Genomic DNA, 18537 nt, shown 5'->3' on the forward strand with positions numbered 1-18537 from the left:
GGGAGGAACGCCATGGAGATCGACTGGCGCAAGGCCGGCCACAGCAGTGGCCAGGACGGCAACTGCGTCGAGATCGCCGAGGTTCCCGGCTCCGCCGTCGCGATCCGGGACTCCAAGAACCCGGCGGGCCCGATCCTCATCCTCCGCCCCACCGCCTCCACCGCCTTCCTGACCCGGACGACCACGGATCGGCCGCGATGACCCCCTTCTCGCGCTCCTGGACCGCCCTGCTCGCCGCGGTCGCCGACGTGCCGGACGCGGACTTCGAGCGGCCGTCCGGCTGTGAGGGCTGGCTCGTGCGGGACCTGGTCTGCCACCTGGTCATCGACGCACAGGACGTCCTGATCACGCTGGTCACACCCGCCGACACCGAACCGACGGCGGACGCGACCACGTACTGGGACCTGGTCGATCCTCCGACCGGCGACGACCCACTGGACGCGCTGGTCCCGCGTCTGGCAGCCGCGTACGGCGACCCGGCCCTGCTGAAGTTCCACCTGGACGACGTGGGCTCCGCGGCCGCCCGCGCCGCCGGACTGGCCGACCCGGCGGCCCGCGTCAGCACCCAGGACAAGGTCCTGACCGTCGCTGACTACCTCTCCGCCTACGTCCTGGAATGGACCCTGCACCACCTGGACCTGATCGCCCACCTGCCGACGGCCCCCCGGCCCCCCACCGAGACCCTCGCGGCGGCCCGCGCGGCACTGGAGAAGATCGCCGGCGCGGCGTTCCCCGCCGAGCTGGCCGACACGGACGTGCTCCTGATCGGTACGGGACGCCGTACGGCGACCGCCGAGCAGAGGACGGTACTGGGCGGCCTCGCCGAGAGGATTCCGTTCGTCCTCGGTTGAGTTCCCGCTCGGTCGGGGGTGCCGCACGGCCCCGGAGACGGACGAAGGCGGCGGCCCCGGGGATCGTGGGGTCGCCGCCTTCGGTATGGGGGTGGTGCTGTCAGTACCAGTGGTTGGTCTGCCAGAAGGACCAGGCGTCGCAGGCGCTGCCGTAGCGGTCCTTCATGTAGTCCAGGCCCCACTTGATCTGGGTGGCGGGGTTGGTCCTCCAGTCGGAGCCGGCCGAGGCCATCTTGGAGGCGGGCAGGGCCTGGACCAGGCCGTAGGCGCCGCTGGAGGCGTTGGTGGCGGTGGGGTTCCAGCTGCTCTCGTGCTGGACGATCCTCGAGAAGCACTGGAACTCGGCCGGGTCGCCGATCATCTTCTTCGCGGTCGCCTGGGCCGAGGAGGCGCTCGTCGTGGTCGCGGCCTGGGCGGGCGCGGCGGCGATCAGCGTGCCGCAGGCGGCGGCCGCGAGGGCGGCGCCGGCGAGGGCCTTCTTCGGGGCGGCGACGGTGCGGAGGAGAGAAGCGGCGGACACAGGCGGCCTTTCGGTCGGGAACGGGGAGGTCGCCGTACGCCCGGTGCCGTACGGGATCGCGTGCGGCGGGGGCATGGGGCGGCGCCGCGACCCGTGGGGGACGTCGGCGCCTGGCGACCGCTCCACGGAAACAAATCCCGCTATCACCCGCAAAGGCCCCTTTTACTAAGCGCGGTCGCAGCGGGGACGGGGGCGGGGCGGTGCGCGTGGGAGTGCTCGCGGGGAGTCCGGCTACGGTCCTGCTTCGTATGTGACCCGGGTCATGTGGGGTCCTTCACCCACTCGTGCACGAGGCGCGAGCGGCCGCTCACCGAGGGGCTTCCCCGAATGTGACCGGCGCCTCGAAGGCCGCGCGCCGGGTGGCGCGGCGCAGGGCCTTCAGGACCGGGGTGCCGAGGGTGAGGGTCAGGGCGACCGTGACCAGGGCCCGGCCCAGGTCCCAGCCCAGGGACGTGGCCAGGCAGTAGGCGACGAAGCGGGCCAGGTTGGCGGGGAGCGGCGCGTCCGGGTCGAAGGAGATGTTCGAGGCCAGGGCCGACATGAAGGGCCAGCCCGCCATGTTCATCACCGTGCCGTAGGCGAAGGCCGCCAGGAAGCCGTACACCGCGAGCAGGCAGAGCTCCGCGCGCCCGCGCAGCCGGCCGGCGCCCGGCAGCAGGGCCGCGCCCATCGTGAACCAGCCCATCGACAGCATCTGGAACGGCAGCCAGGGGCCGACCCCGCCGGTGAGCAGGGCGGACGCGAACATCGTCACCGAGCCGAGGACGAAGCCGAAGCCGGGGCCGAGGACCCGGCCGCTGAGGACCATGAGGAAGAACATGGGCTCCAGGCCGGCCGTGCCCGCGCCGATGGGGCGCAGGGCCGCGCCCGTCGCCGCGAGGACGCCGAGCATCGCCACCGCCTTCGGGCCCAGGCCCGATTCCGAGATCGTCGCCCCCACGACCGCCACCAGCAGGACCAGCAGGCCCGCGAAGAGCCACGGCGCGTCCTGGGCGTGGGCGTTCACGGAGGAGTCGGGCGGGGCGAGGAAGGGCCAGCCGACACCCGCCACGCCCACCGCGCTCACCAGGGCGAGGGCCGCCCAGGAACGGGGGCCCAGGCGGACGGCCCGGGTCCGGCGCTGCGGGTGCGTGCTCCGGGCGGCGGTCATCGCAGGGCCTCCCGGACCTGGGAGACCGTGAGCCAGCGCTGCGGGGCGAGGATCTTCGCCACCTGCGGGGCGAAGGACGGGGACGCCACGACCACCTCCGCCGCCGGGCCGTCCGCGATCACCTCGCCCTCGGCGAGCAGCACCACCCGGTGGGCGAGTTCCGCCGCCAGTTCCACGTCGTGCGTGGCCAGGACGATCGCGTGGCCCTCGGCGGCCAGCCCGCGCAGGACCGTCACCAGGCGGGCCTTCGCCGCGTAGTCCAGACCGCGGGTCGGCTCGTCGAGCAGGAGCAGGGGCGGGCGCGCGGTGAGGACGACCGCGAGGGCGAGGGTCAGACGCTGGCCCTCGGACAGGTCGCGGGGGTGGGTGTCGTCGGCCACCGAGGGGAGCAGTTCGGTCAGCAGGGCGCGGCAGGTGCCCGGCTCGGCGCCCGCGTCCCCGTCGGCGGCCGCGCACTCCGCCGCGACCGTGTCGGCGTACAGGAGGTCGCGGGGTTCCTGCGGGACCAGGCCGACGCGGCGGACCAGGTCGCGGGGGCGGGTGCGGTGGGGGACCGCGTCACCGGCGCGGACCGAGCCCGAGGAGGGGGCGACCAGGCCCACGAGCGCGCTGAGCAGCGTCGACTTCCCGGCGCCGTTGCGGCCCATGAGGGCGATCGTCTCGCCGGGGGTGACGGTCAGGTCGACCCCGCGCAGTGCCTGGACGCGGTCGCGGCGGACCGCGAGGGAACGGACCTCGGCCACGGGGGCGGGGGCCGGGGTGTCGGGCTTCCTGCGCGGGAACAGGCGCCTGGGGGCAGAGGCGGGGGTGGGGGTGGGGGCCGGTGTCGGCGGCTCGGGGTCCCGGGTGGGCGGCCGCCTGTCGGTGAGGCGGTCGCGCAGCGGGCCCGCCCTGCGGCGGGCGTCGCGGACCGTCAAGGGAAGGGGGGACCAGCCGGCGAGGCGGCCCAGGTCGACCACGGGGGGACGGACGGGGGAGACCGCCATCACCTCCGGCGGGGCGCCGAGCCACGGCCGCTCGCCGGGGCCCGGCAGCAGCGCCACCTGGTCGGCGTACTGGACGACGCGTTCCAGGCGGTGCTCGGCCATGAGGACGGTGGTGCCGAGGTCGTGGACCAGGCGCTGGAGGACCGCGAGGACCTCCTCCGCCGCCGCGGGGTCGAGCGCGGACGTCGGTTCGTCGAGGACCAGCACCCGGGGGTGCGGGGTGAGGACCGAGCCGATGGCGACGCGCTGCCGCTGGCCGCCGGAGAGGGTGGCGAGGGGACGGTCGCGGAGGCCGGCGAGGCCGAGGAGGTCCAGGGTCTCCTCCACCCGGCGGCGCATCACGGCCGGGGGGAGGCCCAACGACTCCATGCCGTAGGCGAGTTCCTCCTCCACCGTGTCCGTCACGAAGTGGGAGAGCGGGTCCTGTCCCACCGTGCCGACGACGTCGGCGAGTTCGCGCGGCTTGTGGGTGCGGGTGTCGCGGCCCGCGACCGTGACCCTGCCGTGCAGGGTGCCGCCGGTGAAGTGCGGGACCAGGCCGCTCACCGCGCCGAGCACCGTCGACTTGCCGACGCCGGACGGGCCGACGAGGAGGACCAGTTCGCCCTCGGGGACCTCGAAGTCGACGCCCCGGACGGCGGGTTCGGCCGCTCCGTCGTACGTCACCGACACGTTCTCGAAGCGGATCACGTCGTCGGCTCCTTGCGGGTGTCCGTGGCCGCCTCGGGGGCGGGGGCGATGAAGGCGGGGAGCAGGCCGATCAGGACGGCCGCCGCCGGCCACAGGGGGAGGGTGGGCGCGACGAGCGGGACCACGCCGGGGTGCAGGGCCGCCGGGTCGCGGGACGCGGCGAGGGTCAGGAGGGCGGCCACGGCGACTCCGGACGCCGTGACCAGCCAGGCCCGGACGTCCCAGGGGTCCGGGCGGTAGCGGGTGCGCAGGGTGCGCCGGCCGCCGAGCCACAGGCCCGCGAGGGCGGCGGCGACACCGGCGAGGAGGACGGGCAGGCCGTAGGCGCCGCCCTCGGCGGTGAGCAGCCCGTACGTTCCGGCGCAGACGCCGAGCAGGCCGCCGAGGGTGAGGGCGGCGGTGGTACGGCGGACGGCGGGAGGTACCCGGGCGGTACGGCCGTATCCGCGGGCGTCCATCGCGGCGGCGAGGGCGACCGAGCGCTCCAACGCGCCCTCCAGGACCGGCAGACCGACCTGGAGCAGGCCGCGGACGCCGCTGTCGGGCCGGCCCCGCAGACGGCGGGCGGCGCGCAGGCGTTGCACGTCGGCGACGAGGTGGGGGGCGAAGGTCAGCGCCACGACGACCGCCACACCGAGTTCGTACAGGGCACCGGGGAGGGATTTGAGCAGGCGGGAGGGGTTGGCGAGGGCGTTCGCGGCGCCCACGCAGATGAGGAGGGTGGCCAGGCGGAGGGCGTCGTACAGGGCGAAGGCGAGGGCCTCGGCGGTGACCTTGCCGCCCAGGCGGATGCCCTGGGCCCAGTGGGGGAGGGGGACTTCGGGGAGGTGGACGAGCACGTGCGTGCCGGGGATGGGGGAGCCGAGGAGCACGGCGAAGGCGAGGCGGACGAGGACGACGGCGAGGGCGAGTTTGAGGAAGGCGCCGTAGGAGCGGGACCAGGGGGTGTGGGGGCGGCGGGCCGCCACGACGTAGGCGGAGACGGTGAGGAGGAGGGTGAGGAGGAGGGGGTTGGTGGTGCGGGTGGCGGCGGTGCCGAGGGAGAGGGCCCAGAGCCACCAGGCGCCGGGGTGGAGGTGGGGGGTGCGGTGTTGGTGCCGGGCGGGGGTGGGCTGCTCTACCGGCGTTTGCCGGGTGCCTCCCCCACTCTCGGCTTCGCTCGAGCGGGGGGACCCCCATCGCCCACCCGTGCCGCCCCAGCGGCACGATTGCCCGCAGTTACGTGGCACGGCGGCGTACCTGCCAGAGGGCTGCGGCGCCCAGGAGGAGCACTACGGCGATTCCGGCTGCAAGGCCCACGGACGGTCCAGTGTCGGTCGATTCGGCTTTATTCGCCGCGGGTTCGGGGGTTTTGCCCGCCGCGACCTGTTCTCCGCAGCCCTTCTTCGGGTAGCCCGCTATCGCGCACAGCAGGGCGTCGGTGTCGTAGCGGAGGGGTTCGGCGACCGAGGCCAGGGCCTCGGCCGTGGTGGCGTCCTCGGGGACCCGGGCGCAGGCCGTACGGCCCGTCGGCGGGGTCTCGCCGGACGGGGCGTCGGCGGGGGTGCCGAAGTCGATGACCAGGGCCACGCGTTTGCTGCCGTCGGCCGCCGGGGTCTTCGCGCAGATGGTGTCGAAGTCGGCGGTGCCCCGGGGCTTCGCCGCGTCGGCGGAGTTCTCGCTGACGGAGAAGCGGAAGCCGTGGACGTCGCCGTCGGCGGGGCGGACGAGGGACGGGCCCTGGGTGGCGTACGTCCACGCCGTGCCGTTCCGCTCCCAGAAGGACCAGTAGCGGTAGCCGACGGCCTGGGCCTGGCCCGCGCCCGCCGCCAGGGGCAGGAGCGCGGCCAGGAACAGGACGGTGGCCCGGCGGATCACGGCTGCTGCCTCTTCGCGCGGCCGCTGATCAGGAAGCCGATGCCGATACCGGCGACCAGGCAGACGCCGACGAACCACCAGACGCCGAAGCCGGAGTCGGACTCCGACTCGTCCTTCTTCTCGTCGTCCTTCCCGTCCGGCTTCGTCTCCGAGGTCTTCCCGGCGGCGGCCGGGCCCGTCGCGCCGAGCTGCTCCACGAGGTCCGTCCCGCCGAAGGCGCGCGGGTCCGCGCCGGTCGCGTGGGCGGCGAAGATCAGCTGCGCGTAGGCGGCGGGGCCGCTCCGAGCCGCCCAGTCGGCGGCGTTCTCCTCCAGCCAGGCCAGGGACTCGCCGGCCTGCTTCCCGGAGCCCTGCGCGGCGAGTGCGACGACCGCGTCGGCGGTGTTGCCGTAGTCGGGCTGGTCCTCGGCGCCGGGGAGGGCGGAGGTGAGGTGGCCGTTCCCGGCGAGGGCGTCGGCCAGGTACGCGGCGCCGTTGGCGGCGGCCTGCTCGGGGCCGTCGGCCTTCTCGCAGGTGGACGCCTTCGCCTCGCCCTCGCCGGGCTCGACGACCAGGCCCGCGCCCAGCGCACCGAGCACGCCCGCCGCAGTCGCGTCCGCGTTGGCGACCAGTTCGCCCTTCTTGTCCGGCTGGAAGGCGAAGGCGCCCGCGCCGTCGCCCGTGCAGGGGAGCGCCAGCTTCAGCAGGGCGTCGTAGGGGGACTTGCCGTCCTTCTCCACCCCGGCCGGCTTCTCACCGGCGGCGGCGAGCGCGCCGATGACGACGGAGGTGGAGTTGGTGTCGCTGGCGCCGCCCGCCGTGTAGCCCCAGCCGCCGTCCTCGTTCTGTACGGACTTCAGCCAGCCGACGGCCTTCTCGGTGACGTCGTCGTGGCCGCCGAGCGCGGCGAGGGCCTGGACGGCGGCGGCGGTCTGGTTGGTGTCGACCATCGTCTTCGCGTCGCACGCCTCGGTGGTGTCGGCGCGGTACGGGGCGAAGGAACCGTCGGCGCACTGCTGGCCGGCCAGCCAGTCGACGGCCGCCTTCGCGGGCTCGACACCGGCCGTGTGCTGGGCGAGCAGGGCGAGCGACTGGCGCCAGACGCCGTCGTACTGCGGGTCGCCGTCGCCGTACAGGGCGGAGGGGAGCGCCTGGGACGGCGACGGGGACGGGGTGGTGTCGGCGGCGGCCGGGGTGGCGGCGCCGATCACGGCGACGGCGGCCAGGACCGCTGCGCTGCGGCGGACATTCATGATCGGCGGGTGCCTTCTTCCCTGCGGGGAGCCGGGCGGCGCGGGACACCCCGGCGGCTCGGCTCCGTATACCTCGACGGTGCCGCGCGCCGGCGGAGCGCCGGGCACGTGAGCCGGTCACGAACCGTGCGGGGCAGTCCGGCTCACCGTCTTCGGCGGACGGTTCACGAGAGGGGTCTCCCCAGGTCGAGCGAAGCCGAGACTCGGGGAAGGGTCAGCGCCGGAATTGCACCGGCTTCCCCCCGTACGGTGTGATGACGACGCCGACACTCTACCCGCCCGTAGGGAAGGGGCCGGGGGCGGCTTCGGTGAGCAGGGTCACGTGGGAAGCGGTCCGTGGGCCCGTGGGTCCGTGGGTCCGTGGGAAGCGCACCGCACCCGCACCCCCGGGAAGGGGCGCGGGTGCGGGCGGGCCGGGTCAGGACGCCGTGCAGGCGCCGACCTGTGGCGGGGGTGCCGTATCGCCGTGGTGACGTCCACGCTCCAGTCGGTGATCGGCGAACCGCCCGCCGTGATCGTCACCCTGCCGTTGTGACCGTCGCCCCACTGCTCCGCCGTGGTGCAGGTGGCGGTGCAGGGCGCGCCCGGGCCGCCACCGGGGTGCCGCCCAGGGCGTTCAGCACGGCGTCGTAGGCGGGCTTCTTGCCGTAGTCGTTGTCGAACAGCAGGGGGGTGCCGCCCGGCCACTGCGCGTACTTGTCCGGGATGCCCCACACCGTGATGCCGGTGCAGCGCGTCACCGCGAGGCAGGCCCGTACGACCTCGTCGTAGTCGGCGGCCTGCGCCTGGCCGGAGCCCTCGATGTCCAGCTCGGTGATCTGCACGTCGACCCCGAGGTCGGCGAAGCGCTGGAGGTTGGCCCGGAAGTCGGAGGGGACCGGCGAGTTGCTGTTGAAGTGGCCCTGGAAGCCGACGCAGTCGATGGGGACGCCGCGGGACTTGAAGTCGCGGACCATGGTGTAGACGGCGGTGCTCTTCGCGTTGACGCCGTCGGTGTTGTAGTCGTTGTAGCAGAGTCTGGCGGCCGGGTCGGCCGCGCGGGCGGTGCGGAAGGCCTCCTCGATGAAGCCGTCGCCGAGCTTGGACTGGAAGGGCGAGTTGCGCCGGGCGCCGCTGCCGCCGTCCCGGAACGCCTCGTTGACCACGTCCCAGGAGTGGATTCGACCCTTGTAGCGGGTCATGACCTGGGTGATGTGGTTGTTCATCGCCGACCGGAGGTTGGCGGCGCCGAGTCCGGAGACCCAGCTCGGCAGCTGGGAGTGCCAGACCAGGGTGTGGCCGCGGACGTCCATGCCCTGGCTCCGGGCGTGGTCCACGATCTGGTCGGCGCGGCTGAAGAGGAAGGTGCCGCGTCTCGGTTCGACGGCGTCCCACTTCATCTCGTTCTCGGGTGTCACCGAGTTGAACTCGCGGTCGAGCGTGGCCGTGTACGGCGCCTCGTCGAGGTGGTGCGCGGCGACGGCGGCACCGAAGTAGCGGCCCTTCTCGGCCGCCGCCGCACCCAGAGTGTCGGCGGCGTGGGCGGTGGTCCGGGGGAGCGCGGCGAGCGCGGTGACGGTGAGCAGGGCGGTGGTGGTGGCGCCGAGGGCGGCGCGCGGCCGGCCGCGCGCGGGGTCACCGCCTCCGGCTCCCGTTCTCGCTCGCTTTTGGATCATGGGCATGTCATCCCTTCTCCGGTGGGTCCCGTGCTGCGGGTGAGGGGATTGCTGCCGTGCGGTTGAACGAAAGTTTCGGACTCGGTTCCGAATTTCTGCGGAGACGATACGGTCTACTGGAAGGGCGGTCAATCATTCGCGCAGGACGGAAACCGTCGGTGGGTGGGGACTTGTGAAGCGGGAGCTCGTCGGCGGCCTTGGTGGAACGGCGTCGAAAGTTTCGGCTGCGGTTGTCAGCGACTGTCGGCGCTTTCCGGGGTCGTCAGGTCCACCAGGCGGCACACCGTCTCTATGTCGACCCTGACCTGGGCGATGGAGGCGCGGCCCGAGAGCCAGGTGATCAGGGCCGAGTGCCAGGTGTGCTCGATGACCCGGACGGCCGAGAGCTGCTCGGGCGTGGGATCGGTGAGCTCCATGGCGTCCAGGATGATCATCGTGGTCTGCCGCGAGACCTGGTCGACCTCCGGGCTCACGCTGCGGTCCGCGAACGTCAGGGCGCGCACCATCGCGTCGGCCAGGTGCGGCTCCCGCTGGAGCGCGCGGAAGGCCCGCATCAGGGTCTCGGCGACCCGCTCGGCCGGGGTCTCGCCGGCCGGCGGCTTCTTCCGCAGCGTGCCGTGCAGGGTCTCCAGCTGGTCCTGCATGGTCGCGACCAGGAGGTGGATCTTGGACGGGAAGTAGCGGTACAGCGTGCCGAGCGCCACCTGCGAGGACTCCGCGACCTCGCGCATCTGCACCGCGTCGAAGCCGCCCCGGCCGGCCAGCCGCGCGCACGTCCGCAGGATGCGGCGCCGGCGCGCCTCCTGGCGCTCGGTGAGGGGTGAGGCCGGGGCGGGGCGCGCGGTACCGGCCTCCGCCGTCGCCGCCCTGCCCGCCGCCGTCGCCCTGCCTGCCGCCGTCGCCCTGCCCGCCGTCACCGTCCTGCCTATCGCCGCCGCCCTGCCTGCCTTGCCCGCTGCCGCCCTGGTGTCCGCCTCGGCTGCCCTGGCCGCCTCGTTCCTGTTGGCTTCCGTAGGCATGGGTCCCGTCCGTGACAGTCGGTGAGGATGGATGATCAGACAGCATGGCATGCCGCCCGTCGTGGCGTGAATCACCTGATCCGCTGCTGCCCGCACCCCTACCTGCCGGTAGATTCGGATCCTCCGAACGATCAACTCTGAAACTTGTTCTAGATGAGCGTCCCGGCATAATCTCGCGTGACCGTGCAGGGAGAAGGGGGCCCAGAGTGACCGCTGAGGCCAGTCAGGCCGGGCCCTCCCAGGAGCCCGCATCCGACGGCTTGCGACCGCTCCGCATCGCACTCCTCACCTACAAGGGAAACCCGTTCTGCGGCGGGCAGGGCGTCTACGTGCGCCACCTCTCCCGCGAACTCGCCCGCCTCGGACACCGCGTCGAGGTCATCGGCGCCCAGCCCTACCCCATACTCGACGTCCTCGACGAGGGCCATGACGGGCCGAGCCTGACCGAGCTGCCCAGCCTCGACCTCTACCGCCAGCCGGACCCCTTCCGTACCCCGAAGCGCGACGAGTACCGGGACTGGATCGACGCGCTCGAGGTCGGCACGATGTGGACCGGAGGCTTCCCCGAGCCGCTGACGTTCTCCCTGCGCGCCCGCCGCCATCTGCGCGCCCGGCGCGGCGACTTCGACGTCGTCCACGACAACCAGACCCTCGGCTACGGCCTCCTCGGCGACCTCGGCGCCCCCCTGGTGACCACCATCCACCACCCCATCACCGTCGACCGGCGGCTGGAACTGGAAGCCGCCGGGGACTGGCGGCGGCGCTACTCGGTGCGCCGCTGGTACGCCTTCACGCGCATGCAGAAGAAGGTGGCGCGCCGCCTGCCGTCCGTGCTCACCGTCTCCGGCAGCTCCCGCCAGGAGATCGTCGACGACCTCGGCGTACGGCGGGACCGCGTCCACGTCGTCCACATCGGCGCCGACACCGACCTGTTCGCGCCCGATCCGTCGGTGCCGGTCGTACCGGGCCGGATCGTGACCACCTCCAGTGCGGACGTGCCGCTGAAGGGGCTGGTCTTCCTCGTCGAGGCGCTGGCGAAGGTACGCGCCGAACAGCCCGACGCCCACCTCGTCGTGGTCGGCAAGCGGCCCGTGGAGGGGCCCGTCGCGCAGGCGGTGAAACGGTACGGCCTCGAGGACGCCGTCGAGTTCGTCAAGGGCATCTCGGACGCCGAACTCGTCGACCTGGTGCGGTCGGCGCAGGTCGCGTGCGTGCCGTCGCTGTACGAGGGGTTCTCCCTGCCGGCCGCCGAGGCCATGGCCACGGGCACCCCGCTGGTCGCCACCACCGGCGGGGCGATCCCCGAGGTGGCCGGCCGTGACGGGGAGACGTGTCTCGCCGTACCGCCCGGCGACGCGGGGGCGCTGGCCGCCGCGCTGACCCGGCTGCTCGGCGACCCGGAGCTGCGCGCCCGGCTCGGGGCGGCCGGACGGGAGCGGGTGCTACGGCACTTCACCTGGGCGCGCGCGGCCCAGGGAACGGTGGCCCACTACCGCGAGGCGATGGCCCGCGCGGGCCGGGACACGGGCGCCGCCCGGGCCGTCGGCCGCTCCGGGACCCGGCCCGTGGACCGTGCCGCGACCGGGGCAGCCGACCGCCCCGCGACCTCCGACGTCCCGGTCGCCGGGGACGCCGCTCCCGACACCCCCACGGACACGGCCGCCGCCGTGCCCGTGCCCGCAGCCGACACCTCCGACCGCGAAAGCAGGGCCACGTGCTGACCGTCGACTTCTCCCGGTTCCCGCTCGCCCCGGGCGACCGCGTCCTGGACCTCGGCTGCGGGGCCGGCCGGCACGCCTTCGAGTGCTACCGGCGCGGCGCTCAGGTCGTGGCGCTGGACCAGAACGGCGAGGAGATCCGCGAGGTCGCCAAGTGGTTCGCGGCGATGAGGGAGGCCGGGGAGGCACCCGCCGGGGCCACCGCCACCGCCATGGAGGGCGACGCCCTCGCCCTGCCCTTCCCCAACGAGTCCTTCGACGTCGTCATCATCTCCGAGGTGATGGAGCACATCCCCGACGACAAGGGCGTCCTCGCCGAGATGGTGCGCGTGCTCAAGCCCGGCGGCCGGATCGCGATCACCGTGCCGCGCTACGGCCCGGAGAAGGTGTGCTGGACGCTGTCCGACGCCTACCACGAGGTCGAGGGCGGCCACATCCGCATCTACAAGGCCGACGAACTGCTCGCGAAGATCCGCGAGGCGGGCCTGCGCCCGTACGGCACCCACCACGCGCACGCGCTGCACTCGCCGTACTGGTGGCTGAAGTGCGCGTTCGGCGTGGACAACGACAAGGCGCTGCCGGTACGGGCGTACCACAAGCTGCTGGTCTGGGACATCATGAAGAAACCGCTGGCCACCCGGGTCACGGAGCGGGCGCTGAACCCGCTGATCGGCAAGAGCTTCGTGGCGTACGCGACCAAGCCGCACCTGCCGCGCACGGCGGCCGGGGCCGGGACCGAGGCCGGGACCACGACCGGGGCCGAGGCGGAGGCGGACGCCACGTGACGACCCCCCGGACCGAACACCTGGTCCTGCCCGGGGTCCTGACCGCCGGTCAGGCCGCCGAGACCGTCGCCGGCATCCTCGCCGTGCAGCGGGAGGACGGGGCGATCCCCTGGTTCCGGGGGCACCACCTCGACCCGTGGGACCACGTCGAGGCCGCGATGGCCCTGGACACGGCGGGCGAGCACGCCGCCGCCGAACGGGCCTACCTGTGGCTGGCCCGGCACCAGGTGGCGGACGGCTCCTGGTACGCGGCCTACGCCGACGGCGACCCGCTCGACGTCACCGACCGGGGCCGGGAGACCAACTTCGTCGCCTACGTCGCGGTCGGCGTGTGGCACCACTACCTCTCCACCGGCGACGACACGTTCCTGGACCGCATGTGGCCGGTGGTGTACGCGGCGGTGGAGTTCGTGCTGCGGCTCCAGCAGCCCGGCGGGCAGATCGGCTGGCGGCGCGACGACGACGGCACGCCCACCACGGACGCGCTGCTCACCGGCTCCTCCTCCATCCACCACGCGCTGCGCTGCGCGCTGGCCGTCGCCGAGCAGCGCGAGGAGCCGCAGCCGGACTGGGAGTTGGCGGCGGGCGCGCTGCGGCACGCGATCCGGCACCACCCGGAGCGGTTCCTCGACAAGGACCGCTACTCCATGGACTGGTACTACCCGGTGCTCGGCGGCGCGCTCACCGGCGCGGAGGCCAAGGCCCGCATCGAGGAGGGCTGGGACCGCTTCGTCGTCCCCGGACTCGGGGTGCGCTGCGTGGTGCCCAACCCGTGGGTGACCGGCGGCGAGTCGGCCGAACTCGCCCTGGCGCTCTGGGCGGTGGGCGAGTCCGACCGCGCGCTGGAGGTGCTCCAGTCGATCCAGCACCTGCGCGATCCGGAGAGCGGCCTGTACTGGACGGGCTACGTCTTCGACGACGACGCGGTCTGGCCGCGCGAGCTGACCACCTGGACCGCCGGCTCGCTGCTGCTGGCGGTCGCCGCCCTCGGCGGCCACGAGGCCACCTGCGCGGTCTTCGGCGGCGACCTGCTGCCCAGGGGCTTGGACCCGGACTGCTGCTCGCTCGCCTGAACCGGCCCGGAACGGACCCGGGTCAGTGCCGGTGCAGGCGGCCGGCGATGGCGTGGCCGACGAACAGGTAGACGACGGCGGCGAGTCCGTAGCCGGCGACGACCCGGGCCCATTCCTCGTCGAAGGTGAACAGGTCACGCGACCAGGCCGCCAGCCAGTCGGCCGCGTCATGGACGAACCGCACCAGGTCGTTGGCCCGGTTGGCGTCCAGCAGGTACATCAGAATCCAGAGTCCGAGGATGACGGCCATGATGTCCGCGACCACCGCGACGACCGTCCCTGCGGAGTTGGAACCAGTGCGATATCGAGGGGACATACTCTCCGACTGGCCCCGAACGGCCGATTGAAACCCGGAACGTCCGGGGCCGGCGGGGAAGTTCGACGGTGGGTGCGCAGCGGGCGCCACGCTTCCGGGCCGCGCCGCCGGTGGTCCACCGTGAAGAACACCGGGGCGCCGGTCCTCGATCCGCAGCGGCAGCGGCAGCGGGTCGTGCGACGCCGTACGACAGCGGCCCCCCGCCCGGTGGGGCGGGGGGCCGTGACGAGAAAGGGCCGGATCCGGTCAGCCCCGCTGGATGCCCGAGGTGTCCTGGAGGACGCCGCGGCGGCCGTCCTGGGTCTGGGCGACGAGGGCCGGACCGCGCTGCTCGACCGCCAGGTACCAGGTGCCGGGGGCCAGTTCGGCGATCGGCGTGGGCGAGCCGTCCTCCGGGAACAGCGGACGGGGCACCGGCACCGCGAACCAGAACGGCGAGAAGTCCCCGGCGGGCGCCGGAGCGGGCTGACCCGGCTGCGGCTGGCCCGGGTAGGGCTGCTGCGGCTGACCGCCGAACGAGGCCTGCTGCGCACCCGGGTAGCCGTAACCGGAGGGCGGCTGGGCACCGTACGGCTGCGGGGCGGCGGGACGGGCGGCCGGGAGCAGGGCACCCTTGAGAGCGGGCACCAGGGGGGTGGCGACGGCGGCGGCGGCCATGACGAGCGTGCCGACGAGGGCCAGGATCAGACCCGTGCCGGCGCCGATGTCGTCGGAGAAGCCTCCCTCACCGTCGAAACCGCCGGTCGGGTCGAAGATGTTGCCGAGCGCGCACCAGGCGGCGAACACCGTGAAGGCGGTGCCGAACTGGCCGAGGTCGAGACCGGCGACCTTGCGCGGCTGCGGAAGCCCCCGGGCCACGACGACGAGCGCGGCACCGAGGATCCCCGCCAGTACGATGCCGAGCACCACCGGCCCGCTGTCCCACAGGTTGGGGATGTCCGCGCTGTCCGAAACGCCATCGATCGAGTACAGATCGAGGAACGACGCGATGAACAGCAATACCGCTGCTCCGATCACCACGCCGTCGCCTCGAGTGAGGGAGCGGATATTCACTTCAGGTCCTTCGTAGGTCGTCTCGTCGTCGGAAGAGGCGTCGCTGTCACCGTGTGGCCCGAAGGCCCGGGTGTGAAGCGCGGGGATGACCCCTCATCGTGTGGACGACATTATCGTCCGAAGGATCGGGCTGTCCGCCCGGATCAGCGCGCTGATCCCTACCCGCGCAGGAAACTCACGATTCCGTCGGAAATCCCTTGCGCCGCTTTCTGCCGCCAGGCACCACTGGTCAGCAGCGCCGCGTCCTTGCTATCGCGCATGTTGCCGCACTCGATGAACACCTTGGGAACCGTTGACAGATTGAGACCGCCCAGGTCCTTACGCGTGACGAGCCCGGTACCGCCGCCGACGTAGTTGGAGGGCGCGCTGCCGGTGACGCGGACGAAGTTGCCCGCGACGCGCGTACCGAGGTCCTCGGACGGCCCGACGATGGCGCGGGTGTCGGCGGCACCGGCGTGCACGGCGCCGGGCAGGATCACGTGGAAGCCGCGGTTGCCGGTGCCCGAGCCGTCCGCGTGGACCGAGACGACGGCGTCGGCCTTCGCCTTGTTGCCGATCCGGGCCCGCTCGTCCACGCACGGGCCGAACGGCCGGTCCCCGTCCTGGGTCAGCCTCACGGTGGCGCCCTGCTTCTCCAGGAGCGCGCGCATCCGGTGGGCGACGTCGAGGGTGAAGGCGGCCTCGGCGTAACCGTCGTCGGTGGACGTGCCGGTGGTGTCGCACTCCTTGCGGTGGGTCCCGACGTCCACCTGGCGGTTGATCTCGGCGGTGTGCTTGAAGTTCTCCGGGTTGTGCCCGGGGTCGATGACGACGACCTTGCCCCTGAGGGGGCCGCCCGCGGCGGCGGAGGCGCTGGGCTTCTCGTCGGCGGAGCCCGCGGACGGCGCCGGCGACGACGCACGGGACGAGGCGGAAGCGGAAGCAGAGGGGGAGGAAGGGGAAGTGGCGGCGCTCCCCGCCCCTTCGTCGCCCCCGGGCCCGCCCACCGCGGCGTACACGGCCCACCCGAGCAGCGCACTCGGCACCAGTGCGACGAGCGCCACGGTCAGGGGCCCGCGCCGGGGCCGTCGGGGCTGGGGCGGATCGAAACCGGGACCTGTGTACGACACGCAGCCACCCTAGCGGGGTCGGACGCCCGTGCCGGTACGGCGCAGTACGCGCAGGGAACCGGTGGCCGAGACCTCGGTGAACGCGCCGGACGCGAGGGCCCGGAGGTGGACGCGGTACGGCGCCTGGCCGGTGAACTCGTCCACCGGGTCGGGGAAGACGTCGTGGATGACGAGCAGGCCGCCCTCGGCCACGTGCGGGGCCCAGCCCTCGTAGTCGGCGGTGGCGTGTTCGTCGGTGTGACCGCCGTCGATGAAGACGAGGGCGAGCGGGGAGGACCACAGGGCGGCGATCCGGGGGGAGGTGCCGACCAGGGCCACCACGTGGTCCTCCAGGCCCGCCCGGTGCAGGGTGCGGCGGAAGGTGGGGAGGGTGTCCATCACGCCCAGCTCGGGGTCGACCGTCTCCGGGTCGTGGTACTCCCAGCCGGGCTGCTGCTCCTCGCTGCCGCGGTGGTGGTCCACGGTGAGCGCGGTGACACCGGCCGCGCGGGCCGCGTCGGCGAGCAGGATCGTGGAGCGGCCGCAGTAGCTGCCGATCTCCAGGAGCGGCAGCCCGAGACGGCCGGCCTCGGCCGCCGCCGCGTACAGGGCCAGGCCCTCGTCCACGGGCATGAAGCCCTTCGCCGCCTCGAACGCGGCCAGGATCCCGGGCCCGGGTGTCGTCGCCATGGGGCTCGCCTCTTCGGAGGGCGTACGTGTGTGCACGGACCCATGCTGCCGTACTCCCCGCCGGACCGGCCGACAGGGGGTACCGCCGGGTAACAAAGGTCGGGTGGAGACCGTCCCGCCCGGCAGGGACAGGTCCGGGTCGACCGGGCGCCCGTCGCCCCCCGTGGTGGGCCGGGGAGGTGAGTGAGCGGGGCGTGGCCGGGGCGCGCACGGCCAGGACGTACGCGCCCCGGCGGGGACGGCGAGGGTGTGGCCGCCGTCGTGGGCGGAGACGGTGGCACCGGCCCGGCGGCCGTGGCGGTCGGTCAGGGCGACTTCGGCGCGGGCGACGGGGCACCGGTCGCGTCCAGGACCCCGCCGCGGAGGCCGTGCCGGGCCGCCTCCGCGCGCTCCGGGTTCGCGTCCTCCTCGCTGCTCGCCCGCAGGCGCGGGTGGTCCGACGGGCGCCCGCCGGGCAGGAAGAGGGCGAGGGCCAGGCCCACGGCCACCGCCGCCGTCGCGATCAGGAAGGAGATCCGGAAGCCGTGGAGGGTCGGGATCTCCACGCCGCCCACGGTGTCCGCCGTGTTCGCCAGGACCATGCCGATGACGGCGCTCGACACCGACGTGCCGATGGACCGCATCAGGGTGTTGAGGCCGTTCGCCGCGCCGGTCTCCGAGGCCGGGACCGCGCCGATGATCAGCGCGGGCAGGGAGGAGTAGGCGAGGCCGATGCCCGCGCCGATGACCACCGAGGTGACGACGGTCTGCCAGGCGGCGTCCATCAGGCCGAGGCCGCCGCCGTAACCGGCCGCGATGATCAGCAGGCCGAGGATGAGGGTGGTCTTCGGGCCGTACCGGGCGGACAGCCGGGCGTAGACGGGGGCCGTGAACATCATCGTCACGCCCAGCGGGGCCACGCACAGGCCCGCGACCACCATCGACCGGCCGAGCCCGTGGCCGGCGGGGAGCTGGAGCAGCTGGGGGAGGACCAGGGAGACGACGAAGAAGGAGACGCCGACCATGATCGACGCGAGGTTGGTGAGCAGGACCTCGCGGCGGGCGCTGGTGCGCAGGTCCACCAGGGGCGCGGGGACGCGCAGCTCCATCAGGCCCCACAGGAGGAGCACCACGGCCGCCGCGCCGAAGAGGCCCAGCGTGGTGCCGGAGGTCCAGCCCCAGTCGCCGCCCTTGGAGACGGGCAGGAGGAACAGCACCAGCCCGGCGGTCAGGCCCAGCGCGCCCGGCAGGTCGAAGGTGCCCTCGGCGCGCACCGGGGATTCGGGTACGGCGGTCAGGGTGAGCGCGATCGCGAGGACGCCGAGGCCGGCGGCGCCGAAGTAGAGGACGTGCCAGTCGGAGTGCTGGGCGACCAGCGCGGCGGCGGGCAGCGCGAGACCGCCGCCGACGCCTATGGAGGAGCTCATCAGGGCCATCGCCGAGCCGAGCCGCTCGCGGGGCAGCATGTCGCGCATCAGGCCGATGCCGAGCGGGATGGCGCCCATCGCGAAGCCCTGGAGGGTGCGGCCGGTGATCATCAGGAGCAGATCGCTGGTGAACGCGCTGACCAGCGCGCCGAACACCATCACCGCGAGGCTGGTGACCAGCATGCGCCGCTTGCCGTAGAGGTCGCCGAGGCGGCCCATGATCGGGGTGGCCACGGCGCCGGACAGCAGGGTCGAGGTCAGTACCCAGGTCGCGTCGGCGGGGGTGGTGTCCAGCAGGTGCGGCAGGTCCTTGACGACCGGGACCAGCAGGGTCTGCATCACCGCGACGGTGATGCCCGCGAAGGCGAGCACCGGGACCACGGCCCCGCCCGCTCCGCCGGAGGGACGGTCGGTCGTCGTCTGCGTCATGAACGGTGCCTCCAGGGCC

General features: G+C 73.7%; 16 protein-coding genes and 2 pseudogenes. 5 read left to right on the forward strand and 13 right to left on the reverse strand.

The genetic code is table 11. From position 1 onward, the window contains the following. Nucleotides 1–12 precede the first annotated feature (12 nt). Together ACH5AO_RS20735 and ACH5AO_RS20740 are read left to right on the forward strand one after the other, a co-directional pair. Nucleotides 13–201, forward strand: a complete 189-nt coding sequence (locus ACH5AO_RS20735; RefSeq protein WP_398926663.1) for a DUF397 domain-containing protein — start codon at nt 13–15, stop codon at nt 199–201. Next, nucleotides 198–851 carry a maleylpyruvate isomerase N-terminal domain-containing protein gene (locus ACH5AO_RS20740; protein WP_398926666.1) on the forward strand — a complete coding sequence of 218 codons (654 nt, stop codon included), beginning with the start codon at nt 198–200 and terminating at the stop codon, nt 849–851. The genes ACH5AO_RS20735 and ACH5AO_RS20740 overlap by 4 nt, the downstream gene beginning before the upstream one ends. Before the next feature lie 100 nt (nt 852–951). Here the strand turns inward: ACH5AO_RS20740 and ACH5AO_RS20745 are convergent, their stop codons facing one another. The 8 genes and pseudogenes from ACH5AO_RS20745 to ACH5AO_RS20780 all read right to left on the reverse strand — a co-directional run bounded on the left by ACH5AO_RS20745 (nt 952) and on the right by ACH5AO_RS20780 (nt 9960). Then, nucleotides 952–1371, reverse strand: a complete 420-nt coding sequence (locus ACH5AO_RS20745) for a transglycosylase SLT domain-containing protein (RefSeq protein WP_398926668.1) — start codon at nt 1369–1371, stop codon at nt 952–954. 307 nt (nt 1372–1678) lie between these two features. Continuing rightward, complete coding sequence (locus ACH5AO_RS20750; RefSeq protein WP_398926670.1) at nt 1679–2521, reverse strand: ECF transporter S component; 843 nt, start codon at nt 2519–2521, stop codon at nt 1679–1681. Beyond that, on the reverse strand, nt 2518–4197 hold the full coding sequence (locus tag ACH5AO_RS20755) for an ABC transporter ATP-binding protein (protein WP_398926672.1): 1680 nt from the start codon (nt 4195–4197) through the stop codon (nt 2518–2520). The genes ACH5AO_RS20750 and ACH5AO_RS20755 overlap by 4 nt, the downstream gene beginning before the upstream one ends. Next, on the reverse strand, nt 4194–5426 hold the full coding sequence (locus tag ACH5AO_RS20760; protein ID WP_398926674.1) for an energy-coupling factor transporter transmembrane component T: 1233 nt from the start codon (nt 5424–5426) through the stop codon (nt 4194–4196). The genes ACH5AO_RS20755 and ACH5AO_RS20760 overlap by 4 nt, the downstream gene beginning before the upstream one ends. Then, on the reverse strand, nt 5416–6054 hold the full coding sequence (locus ACH5AO_RS20765; protein ID WP_398926676.1) for an SCO2322 family protein: 639 nt from the start codon (nt 6052–6054) through the stop codon (nt 5416–5418). The genes ACH5AO_RS20760 and ACH5AO_RS20765 overlap by 11 nt, the downstream gene beginning before the upstream one ends. After that, nucleotides 6051–7286 carry a prenyltransferase/squalene oxidase repeat-containing protein gene (locus tag ACH5AO_RS20770; protein WP_398926678.1) on the reverse strand — a complete coding sequence of 412 codons (1236 nt, stop codon included), beginning with the start codon at nt 7284–7286 and terminating at the stop codon, nt 6051–6053. The genes ACH5AO_RS20765 and ACH5AO_RS20770 overlap by 4 nt, the downstream gene beginning before the upstream one ends. Before the next feature lie 468 nt (nt 7287–7754). Then, nucleotides 7755–8947 (reverse strand): annotated as a pseudogene (locus ACH5AO_RS20775) (endo-1,4-beta-xylanase); the annotation flags it as partial. Between the two features lie 227 nt (nt 8948–9174). Continuing rightward, nucleotides 9175–9960: a TetR family transcriptional regulator gene (locus ACH5AO_RS20780; RefSeq protein ID WP_398926681.1), complete on the reverse strand. Its 786-nt coding sequence runs from the start codon at nt 9958–9960 to the stop codon at nt 9175–9177. Nucleotides 9961–10166: 206 nt separating this feature from the next. Between ACH5AO_RS20780 and ACH5AO_RS20785 the strand changes: the two genes are divergently transcribed. Genes ACH5AO_RS20785 through ACH5AO_RS20795 form a run of 3 tightly spaced genes read left to right on the forward strand, consistent with a single transcriptional unit; the run spans nt 10167 to nt 13536 of the window. Beyond that, nucleotides 10167–11681 (forward strand): glycosyltransferase family 4 protein, encoded by a 1515-nt coding sequence (locus tag ACH5AO_RS20785; RefSeq protein ID WP_398926683.1) that lies wholly within the window; start codon nt 10167–10169, stop codon nt 11679–11681. Next, nucleotides 11675–12463: a class I SAM-dependent methyltransferase gene (locus ACH5AO_RS20790; protein ID WP_398926685.1), complete on the forward strand. Its 789-nt coding sequence runs from the start codon at nt 11675–11677 to the stop codon at nt 12461–12463. Before ACH5AO_RS20785 ends, ACH5AO_RS20790 begins: the two co-directional genes overlap by 7 nt. After that, nucleotides 12460–13536, forward strand: coding sequence for a prenyltransferase (locus ACH5AO_RS20795; RefSeq protein ID WP_398926687.1), 1077 nt, complete (start codon nt 12460–12462; stop codon nt 13534–13536). The genes ACH5AO_RS20790 and ACH5AO_RS20795 overlap by 4 nt, the downstream gene beginning before the upstream one ends. A 22-nt stretch (nt 13537–13558) precedes the next feature. Here the strand turns inward: ACH5AO_RS20795 and ACH5AO_RS20800 are convergent, their stop codons facing one another. The 5 genes and pseudogenes from ACH5AO_RS20800 to ACH5AO_RS20820 form a co-directional block, all read right to left on the reverse strand. Then, a complete protein-coding gene (locus ACH5AO_RS20800; RefSeq protein WP_398926689.1) occupies nt 13559–13852 on the reverse strand; it encodes a hypothetical protein in 294 nt (97 codons plus the stop codon). Nucleotides 13853–14098: 246 nt separating this feature from the next. Further along, on the reverse strand, nt 14099–14905 hold the full coding sequence (locus tag ACH5AO_RS20805) for a hypothetical protein (protein ID WP_398926692.1): 807 nt from the start codon (nt 14903–14905) through the stop codon (nt 14099–14101). 158 nt (nt 14906–15063) lie between these two features. Continuing rightward, nucleotides 15064–16014 carry an N-acetylmuramoyl-L-alanine amidase gene (locus ACH5AO_RS20810; protein ID WP_398926694.1) on the reverse strand — a complete coding sequence of 317 codons (951 nt, stop codon included), beginning with the start codon at nt 16012–16014 and terminating at the stop codon, nt 15064–15066. Between the two features lie 9 nt (nt 16015–16023). After that, the gene (locus ACH5AO_RS20815) at nt 16024–16683 is read right to left on the reverse strand and encodes a class I SAM-dependent methyltransferase (RefSeq protein WP_398926870.1); all 660 of its coding nucleotides are present in this window, start codon (nt 16681–16683) and stop codon (nt 16024–16026) included. A 105-nt stretch (nt 16684–16788) separates the two neighbouring features. Further along, nucleotides 16789–18518: pseudogene (locus ACH5AO_RS20820) on the reverse strand (MFS transporter); the annotation flags it as partial. Between the last annotated feature and the right edge of the window lie 19 nt (nt 18519–18537).

The sequence above is a fragment of the Streptomyces sp. NPDC018964 genome, from assembly GCF_044390325.1.
In the GTDB taxonomy this organism is placed as follows: Bacteria; Actinomycetota; Actinomycetes; order Streptomycetales; family Streptomycetaceae; genus Streptomyces.